Genomic DNA, 16,328 nt, shown 5'->3' on the forward strand with positions numbered 1-16,328 from the left:
AATTAAAAAAGCGACTGAACTTTGAATTCAATCGCTAAATACCTTATACATTAAATTGTTTTAAGTGGGACTTCGTATCCTTACCATTTTAACCTCCTAATTTTGAGTATAAAAAAAGACGATAGAGTTTTTAATTTCTATCGCCTATCAACACTTTATTTCTAGTCTTCTAAAATCGATACTTCAAGGTCTATCGCTTTAAATGTAACAGTTATTCCTACTTCGTCTTTTACTGTTTTTTCAAATAACTCAGCTATATCATATGGGGACATATCGTATATATCTTCATACCATTCATTACTTTCATCGTACATTGTCTCACATATTGCTTCAATATAATTTTTCTTATCCATATTGAGTTCTGTATCACTTTCTAGAATAAACTGCTCCCCATTTATATTTAATATAATTAAAGATGTTTTTCTATTTTCACACATTTTGCTTTCTCCATAAACTTAAATGTTTAACCTATTTATTTTATAACTTGATTTTAACTTTACCTTATCTCTATTTGTTAGATACTCTTCTACATCAAACAAGTTTTTCTTATCATAATCTTCCAATAACTTGTAATTCTTGTGCTTTGTAATATCAAATTTATCAGATAAGAAAGGTCTTACTCCTCTTAGCTGGTATATACACTTACCACCATCCATTACAGTTATTTCATCTTGGCTCATAAGTTCCTTGCCAGTTTTTTGGTAATTTAAACCAAAAGATTTCTGGTTTGATCTTGTTTCTGATGTGTTATATAGGTCTATGGTTTCTTTTCCTAAGGTTTCTGATAACTCTTTTACTGTTGTTTTTTCTTTTCCTCCTAGAAAGAGTGTTGAGTCACAGTTACCAACTATTGTATCTGCATGGTCTTTGTAAATTGCTTTTAATTGAGATTGTGCTTGCAGTATTATGCTTGCTGATATTTCTCTTGAACGAATTGTCGCAATCAGTTTTTCAAATTTAGGAATCAAACCAATATTTGCAAACTCATCAAGTAGACACCTAACATGAACTGGAAGTCTTCCACCATACACATCATCTGCCTTATCACATAGTAGATTAAATAATTGAGAATACATTATTGAAACTACAAAGTTAAAAGTATCGTCAGTATCTGATATTATTACGAATAAAGCAGTTTTCCTATCTCCAATTTTATCGAGTTCTAATTCATCTTCGCTCATTAGTTCTCTAAGCTCTCTTATATCAAAGGGTGCAAGTCTTGCTCCACAAGATATTAGAATTGACTTTGCAGTTTTTCCTGTAACAACTTGTCAAGGACTTTCTAATCATTTTTATCGACTTTTTGATGTTTTTCTCTCTCCATTTCTCTAATCATTATGCGTTTTAATTTGTCTTGCATTGTTTCCGTTGCATTTTCATTAAAGTGAACAACAACCTCATAAGTTGCCTTTCCAATCTTCTTTATGGTCTTTATTCCTGTATTTTGTTCGTTTTTATTTTCGTGCATATTAGTTTCCCTCCTGTTAGTTGCAATCAAAAAAAGACGATAGAGTTTTATTTCTACCGCCTTTCACAAGTCTTGTAGCTATTCATTTAATAACGCTTTACCATTTACATATTAAATTTTCAAATCCTTATTGTTCAGCATTCCGCCAAACATCGTATGATACATATCCTTGGAAGATTCCTCTATCTTTGTAATACTTGATATTTTATTTCCTGCATCTTTTGATGATGCTCCGCAAAGATAAAAGGCTTCACTGTCTGTTCCATAGTCAATGGCAATATATCTATCGTGATACTTTTTACCTGCAATTTTCATCTTCAGATTGATATTAGGGTAATCTTTTCTAAAATCGTTTAGGATATTTTTTGTCAGCATATCCTTGTTTTTCACATTGTCGCTAAAGACTATAATTTCAACATTGTCTTTTGCAGCCCTTAATAATTCTAAGGTTTTCAAGCCTATATAGTTGTCTATCACATAAATACTTTTCTTTGCAGACTTATATATTTTGGTATAGGCAACATCAGCTTCAATCTTATCTCCGTTCATTAAAAGGAAATGCTTGTATGTGTCCGGATCTATAAAATTATCCATAACCTTTTTCAAATCTTCTTTTGTAGCCATTTTTGACTTTATTTCAGCTATATCCTTTGTGTTTTGATTTGTCTGTACTGCTATTTGTACCAATTCTTTTGAGCTAATAAAATCTTGATTTTCGATTATAAAGTCTTTCATCTGCTTAAATGTTCTAATTAAGGCTCTACTTTGCCTAATCGCAAGTTCACCTCTTAATACCGTCATAAGCATATAAATACCTTGTTCTGTAAAGGCATTTGGTAAGTATCTTGAACCGCCCCAACTTGAGGTGAAATTTTTGCACCTCAAGTTTTCAAATTCATTCTCGGTCAGTTGAAACATAAAATCTTCGCCTTCAAACTTCTCAATATTGTTTTTTACCTGTCTATTAAAGTTTTTTGTTTCATAACCATATATTTCAGCTAAATCTGCATCAAGCATTACTTTTTGCCCACGAATAAGATATATTTTTTCTTGTATAGTTTTATCATCTACAATAACTATCTCTTTATTTTCTTCTGCCATGAAATGCACCTCCAACATTATCTAAATTCTTTTATATTTTTCTACTCCGCCTTCAGCTTTTCCGATGTGTTCCACATTTTTTACAAGTCTCTTATTTACATTTTCATAAAACCATCTGCCAATCAATGCTGGCGGTGTTGCGATTAACTCTCTCAAAACAAATTCTTTGCCCTTCGGTAAAGAGCTAATTTTGTTTAATAAGGTAGTATATAGGTCAGCATAGCTTGTATTTTCTTGTAAACTGCTACACTTACAATATTCAGTAACGCTTGGGAAACCTCCCTCTATTGCTTTTTTAGTTAAAATTTCAAGTTCTTCATCGGTTACAGTAAATTGAATTCGCATTTATATATCCTCTCCTTATAACTGAGTTTATTACCATATCATTATCATTTTATCATAAATACGATATTTTTTCCATACTGCAATTTTAAGCCCTATTTTACACTTAGCTATAGTCTGATACCTATTTTATTATTAACGCTCTAAAAACACCTTTCCACCGTCTTATACGAGGTCTACAAGTGTTCCCCCTTGTCATAATCTTCAAAGGTATATACTTTTGATTTATGGCTTTCTTTTAATTTCCCTTTATCTTGCTCATACCAATGAACTAAGGTCGCATAATGGTCTTTATAGTTTCTTCCTGTGCTTTGCATATAGGTTGACAGCTTCTCTATCATTTCTTCCCTATGACCTTGCATTTTATCCTTTAACTTCCCATATTCTTCATCGGTTAAGGAAACATTTTTATATTCTCCATAAAGGTTGGGGGATATTTTTTCTATCTCCCCCTCTTTTTCTAACTCTATATCTATCTCTTTATCTATCTCTATATCTCCGTTGCAGTTTTGTTGCAAAAGGTTACAAGATGTTGCACCAGTGTTGCATTGCAACGCTTTTTGTCCTCTCGATTTTCTTGAACGCCTTGTAGAAGCTGTTTCTGAACCTATAAGACTTGGGATTTCTGTTAAAAAATACTCGTCATTTTCTGTGATTATCTCCATCAAGCCTTGTGCTACAATATAATTTACTGTAACCATTACATCATCTTCCGTTTCATCAATCGTTAAGGCAAGCTCTTTGATAAAGTCTGTTTCTACTCCATCATAATACAGCTTCCCACTATCTTTTAAGCTAAGTAAAAGCAATTTAAGATAAATGATTGTATAGGTATCTCCTCCTGATATTTTTCTTAGCCTTTTGATTCTCTTATCTGTAAAAAAATCTTCTTTCAATTTTAACCAATAGTATCTTCTGTTGTCTGCCATTTTTATCTTTCCTCCCCTTTATTTTTATAATTTTCTTTAGCCTTTTCTTTTGCTTTTTGTTTGTACTGACCCTTTCTTTCCTCTTGCTCTTGAAATTTTTTCAGTTGTGCAATTACACTTGGTTTATCTCCCCTCTTAATTGCCTTGTCTATCTCTATAGATAAATCTATTCCATACTCGTCACCCACAATCTTTACTGCATATTTGATATGATCTATCTGCTTAAATTCGTCTTGAACTTTAGCTTTATCTTCAGTTAAGTCTTGTATCTCTTTTTCAAGGCTTGATATTTCTTTCTGCCAATCACTCGACTTTATAGCTGATGTTCCAGTAAATTTTTCTATAGTCTTTCTTGCTTTTTTGTAGTTTTCAATTTCATCTTTATGTGAATTGTTAAATTTATCTTTAAGAAAAGTTTTATCTTTATATTCCTGATATACCGCCTTATTTTCTTTGATGATGTCTGCACAAATAAAGCAACGATTTAACTCCTTTATTCTTTGGGTTTTGCTTTGAATATCTTCACTTATCTTTTTACTTTGCTTTGCCAGTTCAAAAACTTTTTCTTGTAGGTCTGCTATGGTTTGAAGATGATTATCTTTTAGATAGTAGATTGCTTTTACAAATCTCTTTAGGTCTGCATTTCCCTTTTTTATCTGTCCATAGTAGGATAGATTTTTTGTTTTTTCTCCCTGTATTTCGTTGTAGATAGAAATATATTCATAAAGGTTAAAGAGTTCTGCTTTGTTCTCCAGTTCATCTTTCTTGGTCTGTTTATACCCATCGTATTTTGCTTGCAGATTTCCAAGTAAAGAGTCTATCCAAGAAGTGATTTCTTTTATCTTGTTCTTGATAGCTTTTACTAAAGAGTTATGTTTTTTTATTTCTCTGTTGATGTTTCCTTTGTCGGTTTCGATTCCTTTTTTCTCTAAGGCACTGGCACTTGCTCCCATGTGAATGGTTGGGATTTCTTCTATCCCTTGCCTTTTGTAGGAACGATGATCCACTCTCTTTTCTTGATGATTTTTTTCTAAATACTGATTACAAAGTCTTGCAAAATTCTCTCTCCATTTCTCTGCGTTTCCTTTATTGTTCCAGTCTGTCAGCTCTACTTTTCTTGTTTTGTAGTTCCCGCTTTTTAGTTTTATCTTTTCTCCATTTTCATCAATTACATATTCTTTTTTGCTTTTTGCCTGCCACTCTCCTTTTTCATTGATTGGTCTGAGGGTAGTCATAATATGTGCATGGATATTATTATTTTCTTCATCACTTTCATCATGGATTGCAAGGTCTGCTATCATTCCTTTTGATACAAAATTTTCTTGTATGAAGTCGGTAATGAGTTTCTTATTTTCTTCAAAGGATAATTCTTTTGGTAAGGCGATAATGAAGTTTCTTGCAAGCTGTGCGTTACTTGCTTTCTCATTTAGTTCAACGCTATTCCATAAAGTAGTTCTATCTTTTAATGCTATGGGAACATTCTCCGGCAAGAAGATTTCTGAATGTAAAAGTCCTTTTTTATTATGATAGTCATGAACTTCTCCATCCCATTCATTTTTGATTTTCTCACAAGAGATATATGCTGCACTTGCAACTGCCGATTTACTTTTTCCTCTGCTTATCATGGAAATATTAAAGTGAAATGTTTCTGCCATCTTCATAAGCTCCTTTCATTTTTTATTTGTTTTTAGGTAAAGGAAAAAAGCAGACAGGCTATTTTTTGTATCTTTTCCTATCTGCTTTATCCGTATATTTTTATTAAGTTTTGGATTTTTTAATACTTGCTAAAATCCCTTAGTTTTTCTAAGGGCGCAATTATACACCCTAAAGGGTGTTTTGCGTTCTGCGAAGCTTTTTGCCCTTGCAGGGAGCTTCTGAAAAAACTAAGTTTTTTTATTCTGTTCACTCAATATCTGTTTCATCTTCCATATCTTTTCCATTTATCATTTCTTCATAGGCTTGTCTGTATTCTTCTGTATCAGTAGCAACTTTAAGTAGTTCTTCTATCTCCTCATTGGCAAACATAAGGGAATTTTCAATTACTCTTTCTACTATCAAGCCTCTTTGTATGAGCCTGTGATTTCTTCTTTTTCGTTCCTTTTCATTTGCCAGTTTTTCTAATTTTTTGCCTTGATTTTGTAATTGTTTCAGCTTTACATCGCACTTTTCTCTTTCTTCCTGAAGTTCAGAAATTTGTTCCTGTACTTCCTGTAATGTTTTTTCTTTCTTCATTTTTAATTCCTCCGTTTTGGTATCTGCTTGTTTCCATAAAGAAAGGTTAAGCACCTTTTTTGACACTTAACCTTTCCAAGTTTTTAGATTTTATCTTCTAAAATCTTTCTCAGTTTTTCTAAAATCCTATCCCTCCTCCCACTGATTGCTTGATGTGTAACTTTCTCTCTTCTGCTGATTGACCTTAGACTTTCTTCTTTGTAGAAGATGGCTTCCATTAGTTCTCGTTCTTCTTTTGTAAGAGTATTTAATGCTTTATGAAGTTCTTCAATTCGCATTTTTACTTCTACAATTTTTTCTAAGTCTATCTTTTCATCTATGATGTTATCTACAAAGTGTCCATCATGATCCAGTGCCGAAAATGGTATTACATTATGCTTCCAATCTTTTCTTTGGAGATACTTTTCATGCTCTGTTATCTTCCAATAGGCTTTGTAGACTTCTTCACTTACAGGTACGGCTTTGCCTTTTACATAAAGGTAATATTCTTTCTTTGCCACTTAGTCATCCTCCTTTTTAAGTTCTCTGTTTTGGTTTTGAGAATAAAAAAGGAGGACTTCTACACTTTGGCGTAAAAAGTCCTCTCGGCTTAAAAACTAATGTTTTATATAATTTTCTATTTGGTCGTTTCTGGTAAAGTATTATTGCTATGTGTAAGCAATTCCAAGAATAAAAAAGGATAATTATATCGTTCTGTGAAAACCGAAACTATAAGTTTTGACATAATTATCCCTCCATTATTTTCCCTCCTAAGTAAATTTATTATTAAATCACTCCTGCTTTTTCAAAATGCTTTTTGAGTATCTTTGTTGCAACGAATGCTCCTATGCAAGCAAGAACAAATGTTATCAAGGCAAAGCCTACTGCCCATGAAACTTTGAAATAAGATAATGCTTCATTTATTTGTGCTTCACTCATTTTCCATTTTGATGCTCTTTCCACAAAAGAAGCTGTTCCGAATAAAATCACAGGAATTACTGTCCCTAAAAAATCCGCTAATGCAAATATCCCATATCCAATAATCATTCGTCCCTTGCTCTCATAATTTCCTATAATCAAATCACATATAATTCCACCGATTACAGCAAAGACTGCATGAGGCAAATGTCCTCCTGACAATGCAATTAAACCAAGAAGCGTTCCTGATATTGTAAATACGCCCTTCTTTTTAACTTTCAAAGCCATAAGGATATAAACGGTAGCAGCTACCATAAAGCTAACTCCTGAAGCAATAAATCCTCCAATCACTGTTGTTGCCATAGCAAATGCAACCGCCATGTATATGACAATTCCAATTGCATTAAAGATTCCGATTGTAATAAAATCACGACCATTTAATTTGTTTTTCATAAAAGTCCTCCTAATAAATTTTCTGTATTACTATCACAAGAGCAATCATCAAAGCTCCTAATAGTCCAATCAACAAATCCGTTGTTCTAAACCTCAATTTTGTTAATGTAACCCTGTTCTCATCACTATCAAGTCCTCTAATGAGTGCTGAAGCTGACAGTTCATCTGAAATCTTAATCATTCTCATTAAAAGCGGAACAAGCGTATATTCAATATATTTAATTGGATGTAGCAAGGGGAAAAATCTACTTGTTACGATTCCTCGAATCTTCATATTCTCTTTTAATGCCTTGAGTTCTATTTTTATAGTTGGTACAAACCTAAGCAAAACACTAAAAGGTATACCAATGCTTCTTGGTACTTTCATTCTATTTAATGCTTCAAGCATTTCACTTACACTTGTAGTCTTTGTTATATATCCACCAAACATAGCAATTAAGGTCATCCTTGATGCAAAGTAAATAAACATATATATTGCAAATACGATACTTGCTTCACAAAACTTTCCAAGCCATAACTCTATGCAGTATAAAATCACAAAAAACAAAATAAAGCGTAATGCTCTTTTCCACATACTGCTGTATACATACAGAAAAAAGGCAAAGAGAATCAGTCCGAAAAGTAGAATTGTATCGCTTATAAAAAAGCTCGTAAATCCAACAATTGGAAGTAGAGTAAGTTTTATTCTCGGATCGACTGTTTTTCTATCCATCAAGTTATCTACCTCCTCTCATCTTGTCCAATATGAGAATTTTATTACTTTCACTCATATTCAAAACACTTTCTATTTTTCCATCTCCCATTACCCAGAGCTTACTCACTGTGTTCGCTAAAAACTCAAAATCATGACTTATTACCAAAACTGTTATCCCTTTTTTTAATTGTTCTTCAATCAGTTTTGCGACTGAAAGCATTGAGTCTTTATCACAACCTGATGTTGGTTCATCATAGATGAAAACTTTTGCCTGTTTCATCATTCCACAAGCTATTGTCAGTCTTTGTTTTTCTCCTCTTGATAAAGCAAACGGATGCTTATCTATATATTTATCTAAGCCAAGAACATTCAAAATAGACTTTGCCTTTTGGGTATTTTCTTTTTTATCTTTATTTGAAATACCAAGCAGCATTTCATCAAGTACACTTTCCGAAAATAACTGATAGTCTGAATCCTGAAATACAAAATATGACATATCCATTAAATCTTTACGATTCAACTCTTTATCTTTTTCCGCCCATATTTTCCCCTCTTTTATCTTCTCAAGTCCTGAAATTACCCTTGCAAAAGTAGTTTTCCCAGTACCATTTAACCCAATAAGACCAATGGCTTTTCCACACTCCATATTGAAATCAAGATGATTTAAGATGTATTGATTTTGCTTATTTCCAACCTTAGTTGCACTTGGGTAACAAAATTTCAAGCCTTTCCCACTGATACTTTCATCATTTAATTGATATAAATCTTTCTTCTCACTTATCCTGTATTCTTTTAATTCAAGAGTTCTTAGTCCATTATCATCCCAAAACTTCCCTTCAAGATGGATAACTTCTTCCCGACTCAAGTCCTGTGCAATCTCTCCATCTTTAACCAAAAGAAAACGGTCAATTAAAGATTTTACATAGTACAAACGATGTTCAATTAGAACAACAGTTGTTCCCTTTTTCTTTAATTTTTCCAAAATTAAAAATAGGTCAAATGTTGCTTTCATATCCAAATTTGCTGAAGGCTCATCTAAAATTAAAACTTTCGGATTCATTGCATAGATGCTTGCAATAGCTATCTTTTGTTTCTGCCCGCTTGATAATTCAAAAACAGATTTTCCTTTCAGTTCCTCAATATCCAGCTCTGCATATACTTCTTCTACTCTCTGTTTGATTTCATATCTTGATTTGCAGATAGTTTGAAGCCCAAAAGCTATTTCTTCATCTGTCGTTGTCGTGAAAAATTGACTTCTTGGATCTTGAAATACAGTACCTACAATACGCCCTATTTCATGAAGCGATAATTTGCTTATATCTTTTCCGGACGCAAAGGCTTCTCCTTGCATTTTGCCTTTGTAATAATGTGGAATAAGACCATTCATTACACTTCCAAGAGTACTTTTACCACTTCCACTTTTCCCTGAAATTAAAACAAATTCACCTTTTTTAATTTCAAGATTGATATTTTTTAAAGCAGTTCGCCCATCTTCCCATTCATAAGAAACATTTTTTAACAAAATCATGATTATACCTCGTACTGAGCTTTCCATAATTTTGTGTAGTAACCATTTTTCGCAAGAAGTTCACCATGCTTTCCTTTTTCAAGTAAATTTCCTTTTTGAAATACGAGAATTTGGTCAGCTTTTTGAATTGTTTTTAAATGATGAGCCACTACAAGTACAGTTCTATTCTTTGCAAGTTCTGTAATAGCATCCTGTATCAAAGATTCATTTACAGGATCAACATTACTTGTCATTTCATCAAGAATTAAAATCGGTGCATCTTTTAGAAAAGCTCTTGCAATAGATATTCTTTGTCTTTGTCCACCTGATAAAATTCCTCCATTTTCGCCAATATCAGTTTCATAACCTTTTGGTAAACTCATAATGAAATCATGTATTCTTGCTTTCTTTGCAGCTTCAATGATTTCCTCTTTTGTAGCTCCTTTTTTACCTACTCTGATATTTTCTTCAATCGTGTTATCAAACAATTGAACATTCTGCATGACAATGCTAATACGGTCTAAAAGCTCATCATAAGGAATATCCCTTATATCAATTCCTCCGAGTGTAATTTTTCCTTTATGCACATCATAAAATCTTAGAAGTAAGTTGGTTATAGTGGTCTTTCCACTACCTGATTCTCCAACTAAGGCTGTCATTGTTTTTTCAGCAATAGAAAAGCTCAATTTTTCCATTTTAAATTCATCTTTTTCATAGGAAAATCCAATGTTATCAAAAGCTATATCATTATCTTTCGGAACAATTCCATTCACTTTATCCGGGATTACATCTGCATATAAAATTCTTGAAAGTCTTTCGTAACTATCTACCGCCGAAACATAGTTCATATAGTGTTGTTCCATAGAAGCGAACGGCTTATAAAACTCTTTTGAAATTACTGCAAAGATAATAAAATTAAGTACATCAAGACTTCCCTTTATAACAAGTATTGCTCCTGCAATTAAAAGAACTAAATATCCAATATCCAGTAAAAACCCAAATATAGATAGCTGTTTTGCCTTGAATCTTGAAGCTACTTTGCTTGTTTCTCCAAACTTTTTTGTCTTGTTCATAAGCTCATTATCCAAGCTTTTATTGTTTGAAAAACTCTTTAGTACAGGTATTCCTCTAACATATTCAACAAATAAGCTAACCATATCAAGAAGTGCTGAATTATTCTGATTCTCTATTCTTTCAGATTGCTTAATTGTCAGATATAGAAAGACAAGTGCAATCGGAACAGATACAGCCATTAGAATAGCAAGTTTGAAATCAATACTTGCAAGACCGATAAATACGACTGCACCTATCAAAAAATCGCCAAACATTCTCGACCACATGTGTCCTACAACAAGAGACATATTATCAACATCTTTGTGTAAAATTGTATTGATCTCTCCCAGTCTTTCATTGGTATAAAATCCCAAACTGAATTTTTTCAATTTAATAATCATGCGTTCTCTGATTTGCTGAACAATATCAAAACCTGCACTATGCTTTTTCATATCTGCAACCATATTACAAATGCCTTTGAATACTACAAGTAACCCAATTGCAATAAAACCTTTATATAAACTTGCTAAACTCGTCCCATCAAATATCTGAAACAGTATAGAAAATACGATAACAATCATGGCTATGGAGCTTAGTCCATAAAGGGCAAAGAATACACTTGATATAATCAAATCTCTCTTGCCGGTTTTTGTAAGCAGCTTTAACATTTCTCTAAACATTTTCTGTTACCACCTCTTTCAAATTCCATCTATCTACCTTGTTCTGTGCTTCAACCATATCCTTATAGAACTCACATCTTTTCATCAACTCTTCATGGCTTCCTGCATCAAGAACAACACCCTTATCCATAACTATAATTTGGTCTGAATCTCTAATTGTGTTTAGATGATGAGCAATTGTAATAATGGTTTTATCCTTGCTTAAATCGTCAATTGCTTCGCCGATTAGTCTTTCATTTTCACTATCAACAGCTGCCATTGCTTCATCTAATATTAAAATCGGTGCATTTTTCAGTATCATTCTTGCTATGGAGATTCTTTGTTTTTCTCCACCAGATAACTTAACTCCCATTTCACCTACTCGTGTTTCATATCCATTTGGCAATGCTGAAATAAAATCATGGCATCTTGCTTTTTTAGCAGCTTCTATGACTTCTTCTTTTGTTGCATTTAGTTTTCCAATTGCTATATTTTCAAAAATACTTAAATCAAAAAGGATAACTTCTTGTTGCACACTACCAATCAGCATTGAGATATTTTCTTGACTATATTCTTTTATATCTTTTCCATTTATCAGTATTTGTCCTTCATCTGCATCCCAAAATCCCATAAGCAAATTAGATACAGTACTTTTCCCACAACCACTTGCTCCTACAAAGGCGTTCAAACTATTTTTCTTAAAATTGAAATTGATATTTTTAAGCTCAAAGCTATCTTTTCCGTATGCAAAATTCACATCTTTAAATTCTATATTTCCAAATTCTAAACCTTGTTCTGTCTTTTTCTTTGGAAGCGGAACTGTTAAAACTTTTCCAATCGCCTTTAGTGCTTCCTTAAACACAATAGAAAAATGTTGCAATGTAGCCGTCTTACTTATAGATGCAGTAAAAGCAGACGATAAAATAATGGCAAGTATAAAATTAGGGGTTGTAATATTTCCATAGTAAAGAAATATACTTCCCAAAATCATGACAATAACTACTCCAATTTCCATAAATATGTCAATGAGTCCCATTGGAATTGTAATTGCTCCCATGCTCTTTTTAACCCAGTAAATATATTCTCTTGCCGTTTTTAATGTTCTTTCACTAATCTCCTCTTCTTTAGCAAAAGCCTTAATCACAGAAATATTTTTTACATATTCCATTAGCTCTTCTCTCATCTTATTTTCATGGTTAAAGTAAATAGCAAAGTTTTTATCCATTGTTTTCTGTGAAAGAACTTTTACCAAATACATGAGTGGAACTCCAGCAATCATTCCAAGAGCAAGACGCCAATCAACAAAAATCATAGCTACAAAAATAATGGTAGGCAGAAGTGTAACTGCCATTATTTCAGGAAGACCATGGGCAAGGTATACTTCCACTTGCTCTACATCATGTTGAACAATGTTGGTAAGCTCTCCTGTATTATGTTCTTTAAAGAATCCCAAACTTAGTTTTTTCAGATGACCGATAATATCTAACCTAAGTTCTGTTAATTTTTCGTATGCTTTCTCATGGGCAACCTTTGTTGCAAAATAATAAAACACTCCCTTTAATACAAACGATATAAAGATTCCCAAGAATATATACTTTAAATTACCTTCGTTAATATTGTTTGTGATTAAAGAACTAATCAAATATACAAGTAAGATTTGTGGTATCAAATCAAATACTATTTTTAAAGCAAGAAGTGAATTGGATAAACTATTTTTCCCAATCACTTTTTTCCTTAATTCTTTTTCCGGCATGAACAACTCTCCTTTCAAAATTGAATAATATTGAATTTCAATTCAGTATTAAGGTTTAAAGTAAGACTTTGCTGATTACGCAAAGTCTATTTTATCCGATCACTATATTTTTTTAAATTACTGTATCAGCAAATCAAAAATTATAGCACAATCTTTTTCCATTTTCTAATCTTAGTTCTAAACGTTCCAAAAGGGGCAACCGTATTAACATGAATAAACTTATAAACTTCCCATGTCGCTGTTTTAGTAGCTTCATCAGCCCATTTTCTCATATGCGGTTGAAATAATTCTTCTTCACTTAGTGTATCAATCATTGTATAGATAGATATAATATTTTCTTTCAATCGTTTCTTTAATTCTTCTATCGATAAATGAGCATAAGTATCGGTAAACCACTGATATAATTCTCCAAGTTGATTCCATTTAAACATATCCGACGGTGTCTTTACTTCAAAACCGTTTTTCTCATCTTTTTCCCATTTCAAAACTAATGTTGTCCATCCGAGTTGATAAGCAAGATTTTCTGCTGGTGTTCTGTCAACTTCAGGGACTCTCTTATCTTTGAGAGATTCAGGAATAATATCAAATTCAGAAATATACTTTTCAAAACTTTTATTTATCTCAGATTTCAGTTCTTCTTTATCTTTATATATCTTCAAAATATCTCCTCCAAAAATTTAAATTTATCGCATTTAAATATCAAATCAACTTACAATGATTCCACTCCCTTGTAATAACACTTTGCAATAAGTTTTAGCATATCTTTTGCCCACTTTTCACTTTGATAATGCCTTGCTATTTCAAGAAGTCCCTCTGTAAAGTTACTGGCTAAAATATGGGCAAGCATTGGATCATATTCCTGTTTCGATTGTCTTTTTAAACTTACTTCAATATGAACCTGCATTTGCGATATGAGTTTTTGTTTTGCTTCTGTATGCTTTGTACCTGAGCTTTTATCCATTAAAATAATTAACTTCTTACGATCTTTTAAAAGTTCATGAATATAATTTTCTCCAACTTCATCAAACCTTTCAGAAGCAGAACCTTTTTCCAAAGATTCTTCCTCATTAAAAGCTGACTCGAAGTTTATATAAACAGAACTTACTACTGCATCAAACAAAACTGCCTTATTTTTGAAATAGGTATAAATTAGTGCCACAGGATTATCTGCTTCTTTTGCAATTTCTGTTAATTTGGCACCTCTATAATCCTTTTTATAAAATACTTTTTCTGCTGCTTCGAGTATTCTATTTCTAACTTCTTCTTTTAATACTTGTGCCATAGCACACCTCTTTCTATTCCAATACTGAATATATATTTAATAATAAATCAAAATTCAATATTTGTCAAGATAGGTTTAAATATTTGTTTTTATATACTCACTCACCGGTATCCCCACTCTTTTCAAAACCTTTATTTTCTCCTGTTTCTTCTGTTCTCTCCTTGCCTTATATTTATCTTCATACTCTTTCTGTTTTCCGATTGCTTTTCGTTTCAGGTAATTTTGATGTAGCTTGTCTTTTCTTTTCTTTATTTTTCTTTCTTCTTCCTCAAGTTTTTGTTTTTCTTCATCACTTAACTCCGCCTGTGGCAGTTCATAATTGCCTATGAAATTAAAGTAAATTTCTATCTTTTGCTTTGATGTCTGACTTCCTTTTCTATCTCTTTCATGTACGACAATCTTTTCTACAAACTCATTTATCATTGTGGTTGTAAGTTCATCAAAGTTTTCATAACGACTGATAAGAGATATAAATTTTTTAGCTCTGTCTGTTTCTTTTTCATATCTTGATACCTGCTGCTCCAAATCCTTAATTTCTTTACTTAAAGTTATCTGCTCCGTTTCATATTGGTTATTTAGTATTTCATATCTGCTATTTGGTATTTTGTTAAGGATCATATCTTCATAGATACGACACATCAGTCTTTCTAATTCCTGTAATCTTCCTTTGCTGTCAATAAGCCTTGTGCGTTTCTTTTCTATCTCTATTTTTTCCTTTTCTTCCATTTCATTTTGAATGGAACGGATAAAGGCTTCATTATCTTCATTAAGGTATTTTTTAATATCTTTTAGTGTTTCCCTAATAAGGTTTAAGACCGCTTCTGCTTTTATTCTGTGTGCTGATGGACAAAGTGTGCCACAAGGTGTTTTGGTATAGGCACTGCAAGTGTAATAGGGAATATTCTTATAATTGCTTGTTCTATGAACATACATCTTGCTCCCACAATCTGCACAATGCATTAGTCCTGTGAGTGGGTGATATTCTCCCCAACCGTCAGGATACCTTTTTACATTTCCTCTTATCCTTTGCACATTATCAAAGGTTTCTTGGTCTATGATTGGCTCGTGTGTATTTTCAAAAATAAGCCAGTTATCCTCGGATACATATTTGCTTTTCTTGTCCTTGAAGTGCTTTCTTGTTTTGAAATTGACTGTATGCCCCAAGTATTCCTGTTTCTTTAAAATGCTTGCTATTGTTGAGCTGCACCAACGATAGGGATGTTCAAAGTTTTTGCTTTGATATAGTCCATAGCCTAATTTCTGTTGATGATAGGCGGGTATATCTACTTTTTCACTCTCCAATATCTTTGCTATTCGATACGGACCATTGCCTTGCATGGTCAGGTTAAATATTCGCCTTACTATCTCTGCTGCTTTTTCATCTACTATCCATTTGTTTTTATCTTTTTCATCTTTGATATAGCCATAAGGCGGTGTGCTTGCAGTATGTTTCCCACTTTCGCCTTTTGACCTGAAAGTCGATTGTATTTTTCTTGATGTATCTCTTGCATACCATTCATTCATGATATTTCTAAAGGGAGTAAAATCATCTTCTCTGTAAAAACTATCTACATTATCATTGATAGCGATTAGTCTTACGCCCTTTTGTCTTAGTATCTCCATACATTGACCGACTTTGAGATAATCTCTGCCAAGTCTGCTCATATCTTTTACAATGATACAACCAATATTTCCTTGATTGACTCCGTTCATCATTGCCATAAATCCCGGTCTGTCAAACTGCGTTCCGCTGATTCCGTCATCTGTAAAGTGAATGATGTTTGACAGGTTATTTTTGCTTGCGTATTCTTCCAGTATTTTTTTCTGATTGATGATGGAGTTACTTTCTCCTTGCAGTTCATCATCACGACTTAATCTCTCATAGAGTGCTGTTATCTTTTCAAAATTCCTCATTTTTACCCCCTTTCTCTTAATTTTTCAATAAAAAAAGAATTAAG

16 protein-coding genes and 1 pseudogene are annotated in these 16,328 nt (G+C 32.5%); all 17 read right to left on the reverse strand.

Going from position 1 to position 16,328, the window contains the following annotated elements:
* Positions 1 to 161: 161 nt before the first annotated feature.
* The 17 genes and pseudogenes from BN2087_RS07955 to BN2087_RS08035 all read right to left on the reverse strand — a co-directional run bounded on the left by BN2087_RS07955 (position 162) and on the right by BN2087_RS08035 (position 16,284).
* Positions 162 to 437, reverse strand: a complete 276-nt coding sequence (locus BN2087_RS07955) for a hypothetical protein (RefSeq protein WP_049691249.1) — start codon at positions 435 to 437, stop codon at positions 162 to 164.
* Positions 438 to 455: 18 nt separating this feature from the next.
* Positions 456 to 1,271: pseudogene (locus BN2087_RS07960) on the reverse strand (VirD4-like conjugal transfer protein, CD1115 family); the annotation flags it as partial.
* Between the two features lie 11 nt (positions 1,272 to 1,282).
* Positions 1,283 to 1,468, reverse strand: a complete 186-nt coding sequence (locus BN2087_RS07965) for a transposon-encoded TnpW family protein (protein WP_007894730.1) — start codon at positions 1,466 to 1,468, stop codon at positions 1,283 to 1,285.
* A gap of 111 nt (positions 1,469 to 1,579) precedes the next feature.
* Positions 1,580 to 2,569 carry an ORF6N domain-containing protein gene (locus tag BN2087_RS07970; protein WP_036755152.1) on the reverse strand — a complete coding sequence of 330 codons (990 nt, stop codon included), beginning with the start codon at positions 2,567 to 2,569 and terminating at the stop codon, positions 1,580 to 1,582.
* A 21-nt stretch (positions 2,570 to 2,590) separates the two neighbouring features.
* Positions 2,591 to 2,914 carry a hypothetical protein gene (locus BN2087_RS07975; RefSeq protein WP_001222545.1) on the reverse strand — a complete coding sequence of 108 codons (324 nt, stop codon included), beginning with the start codon at positions 2,912 to 2,914 and terminating at the stop codon, positions 2,591 to 2,593.
* A 173-nt stretch (positions 2,915 to 3,087) separates the two neighbouring features.
* A complete protein-coding gene (locus BN2087_RS07980; protein WP_049691250.1) occupies positions 3,088 to 3,840 on the reverse strand; it encodes a phage replisome organizer N-terminal domain-containing protein in 753 nt (250 codons plus the stop codon).
* A gap of 2 nt (positions 3,841 to 3,842) precedes the next feature.
* Complete coding sequence (gene mobQ / locus BN2087_RS07985; RefSeq protein ID WP_049691251.1) at positions 3,843 to 5,495, reverse strand: MobQ family relaxase; 1,653 nt, start codon at positions 5,493 to 5,495, stop codon at positions 3,843 to 3,845.
* A gap of 247 nt (positions 5,496 to 5,742) precedes the next feature.
* A complete protein-coding gene (locus tag BN2087_RS07990; RefSeq protein ID WP_028078447.1) occupies positions 5,743 to 6,072 on the reverse strand; it encodes a DUF3847 domain-containing protein in 330 nt (109 codons plus the stop codon).
* A gap of 83 nt (positions 6,073 to 6,155) precedes the next feature.
* The gene (locus BN2087_RS07995) at positions 6,156 to 6,572 is read right to left on the reverse strand and encodes a sigma-70 RNA polymerase sigma factor region 4 domain-containing protein (RefSeq protein ID WP_001074477.1); all 417 of its coding nucleotides are present in this window, start codon (positions 6,570 to 6,572) and stop codon (positions 6,156 to 6,158) included.
* A 265-nt stretch (positions 6,573 to 6,837) separates the two neighbouring features.
* Positions 6,838 to 7,422, reverse strand: a complete 585-nt coding sequence (locus BN2087_RS08000; RefSeq protein ID WP_000791747.1) for an MptD family putative ECF transporter S component — start codon at positions 7,420 to 7,422, stop codon at positions 6,838 to 6,840.
* Between the two features lie 10 nt (positions 7,423 to 7,432).
* Positions 7,433 to 8,137 (reverse strand): energy-coupling factor transporter transmembrane component T, encoded by a 705-nt coding sequence (locus BN2087_RS08005; protein WP_025194627.1) that lies wholly within the window; start codon positions 8,135 to 8,137, stop codon positions 7,433 to 7,435.
* Position 8,138: 1 nt separating this feature from the next.
* Positions 8,139 to 9,644 carry an ABC transporter ATP-binding protein gene (locus BN2087_RS08010; protein WP_049691252.1) on the reverse strand — a complete coding sequence of 502 codons (1,506 nt, stop codon included), beginning with the start codon at positions 9,642 to 9,644 and terminating at the stop codon, positions 8,139 to 8,141.
* Positions 9,645 to 9,646: 2 nt separating this feature from the next.
* The gene (locus BN2087_RS08015) at positions 9,647 to 11,356 is read right to left on the reverse strand and encodes an ABC transporter ATP-binding protein (RefSeq protein ID WP_004837644.1); all 1,710 of its coding nucleotides are present in this window, start codon (positions 11,354 to 11,356) and stop codon (positions 9,647 to 9,649) included.
* Positions 11,349 to 13,088: an ABC transporter ATP-binding protein gene (locus tag BN2087_RS08020; RefSeq protein ID WP_049691253.1), complete on the reverse strand. Its 1,740-nt coding sequence runs from the start codon at positions 13,086 to 13,088 to the stop codon at positions 11,349 to 11,351. The genes BN2087_RS08015 and BN2087_RS08020 overlap by 8 nt, the downstream gene beginning before the upstream one ends.
* Positions 13,089 to 13,228: 140 nt before the next feature.
* On the reverse strand, positions 13,229 to 13,747 hold the full coding sequence (locus tag BN2087_RS08025; RefSeq protein ID WP_000708365.1) for a ClbS/DfsB family four-helix bundle protein: 519 nt from the start codon (positions 13,745 to 13,747) through the stop codon (positions 13,229 to 13,231).
* Positions 13,748 to 13,797: 50 nt separating this feature from the next.
* On the reverse strand, positions 13,798 to 14,370 hold the full coding sequence (locus BN2087_RS08030) for a TetR/AcrR family transcriptional regulator (RefSeq protein WP_049691254.1): 573 nt from the start codon (positions 14,368 to 14,370) through the stop codon (positions 13,798 to 13,800).
* Positions 14,371 to 14,445: 75 nt separating this feature from the next.
* Positions 14,446 to 16,284, reverse strand: coding sequence for a recombinase family protein (locus BN2087_RS08035; RefSeq protein ID WP_049691255.1), 1,839 nt, complete (start codon positions 16,282 to 16,284; stop codon positions 14,446 to 14,448).
* Positions 16,285 to 16,328: the final 44 nt, after the last annotated feature.

This window comes from Anaerococcus jeddahensis, assembly GCF_001182725.1.
In the GTDB taxonomy this organism is placed as follows: Bacteria; Bacillota; Clostridia; order Tissierellales; family Peptoniphilaceae; genus Anaerococcus; species Anaerococcus jeddahensis.

What these genes read in the sequence shown, in the direction of transcription:
- BN2087_RS08020 (WP_049691253.1), bottom strand. Translation starts at nt 13,088, where the DNA reads ATGCCGGAAAAAGAATTAAGGAAAAAAGTGATTGGGAAAAATAGTTTA.
- BN2087_RS07980 (WP_049691250.1), bottom strand. Translation starts at nt 3,840, where the DNA reads ATGGCAGACAACAGAAGATACTATTGGTTAAAATTGAAAGAAGATTTT.
- BN2087_RS08000 (WP_000791747.1), bottom strand. Translation starts at nt 7,422, where the DNA reads ATGAAAAACAAATTAAATGGTCGTGATTTTATTACAATCGGAATCTTT.
- BN2087_RS07955 (WP_049691249.1), bottom strand. Translation starts at nt 437, where the DNA reads ATGTGTGAAAATAGAAAAACATCTTTAATTATATTAAATATAAATGGG.
- BN2087_RS07975 (WP_001222545.1), bottom strand. Translation starts at nt 2,914, where the DNA reads ATGCGAATTCAATTTACTGTAACCGATGAAGAACTTGAAATTTTAACT.
- BN2087_RS08035 (WP_049691255.1), bottom strand. Translation starts at nt 16,284, where the DNA reads ATGAGGAATTTTGAAAAGATAACAGCACTCTATGAGAGATTAAGTCGT.
- BN2087_RS08030 (WP_049691254.1), bottom strand. Translation starts at nt 14,370, where the DNA reads ATGGCACAAGTATTAAAAGAAGAAGTTAGAAATAGAATACTCGAAGCA.
- BN2087_RS07990 (WP_028078447.1), bottom strand. Translation starts at nt 6,072, where the DNA reads ATGAAGAAAGAAAAAACATTACAGGAAGTACAGGAACAAATTTCTGAA.
- BN2087_RS07970 (WP_036755152.1), bottom strand. Translation starts at nt 2,569, where the DNA reads ATGGCAGAAGAAAATAAAGAGATAGTTATTGTAGATGATAAAACTATA.
- BN2087_RS08015 (WP_004837644.1), bottom strand. Translation starts at nt 11,356, where the DNA reads ATGTTTAGAGAAATGTTAAAGCTGCTTACAAAAACCGGCAAGAGAGAT.
- mobQ (WP_049691251.1), bottom strand. Translation starts at nt 5,495, where the DNA reads ATGGCAGAAACATTTCACTTTAATATTTCCATGATAAGCAGAGGAAAA.
- BN2087_RS08010 (WP_049691252.1), bottom strand. Translation starts at nt 9,644, where the DNA reads ATGATTTTGTTAAAAAATGTTTCTTATGAATGGGAAGATGGGCGAACT.
- BN2087_RS07965 (WP_007894730.1), bottom strand. Translation starts at nt 1,468, where the DNA reads ATGCACGAAAATAAAAACGAACAAAATACAGGAATAAAGACCATAAAG.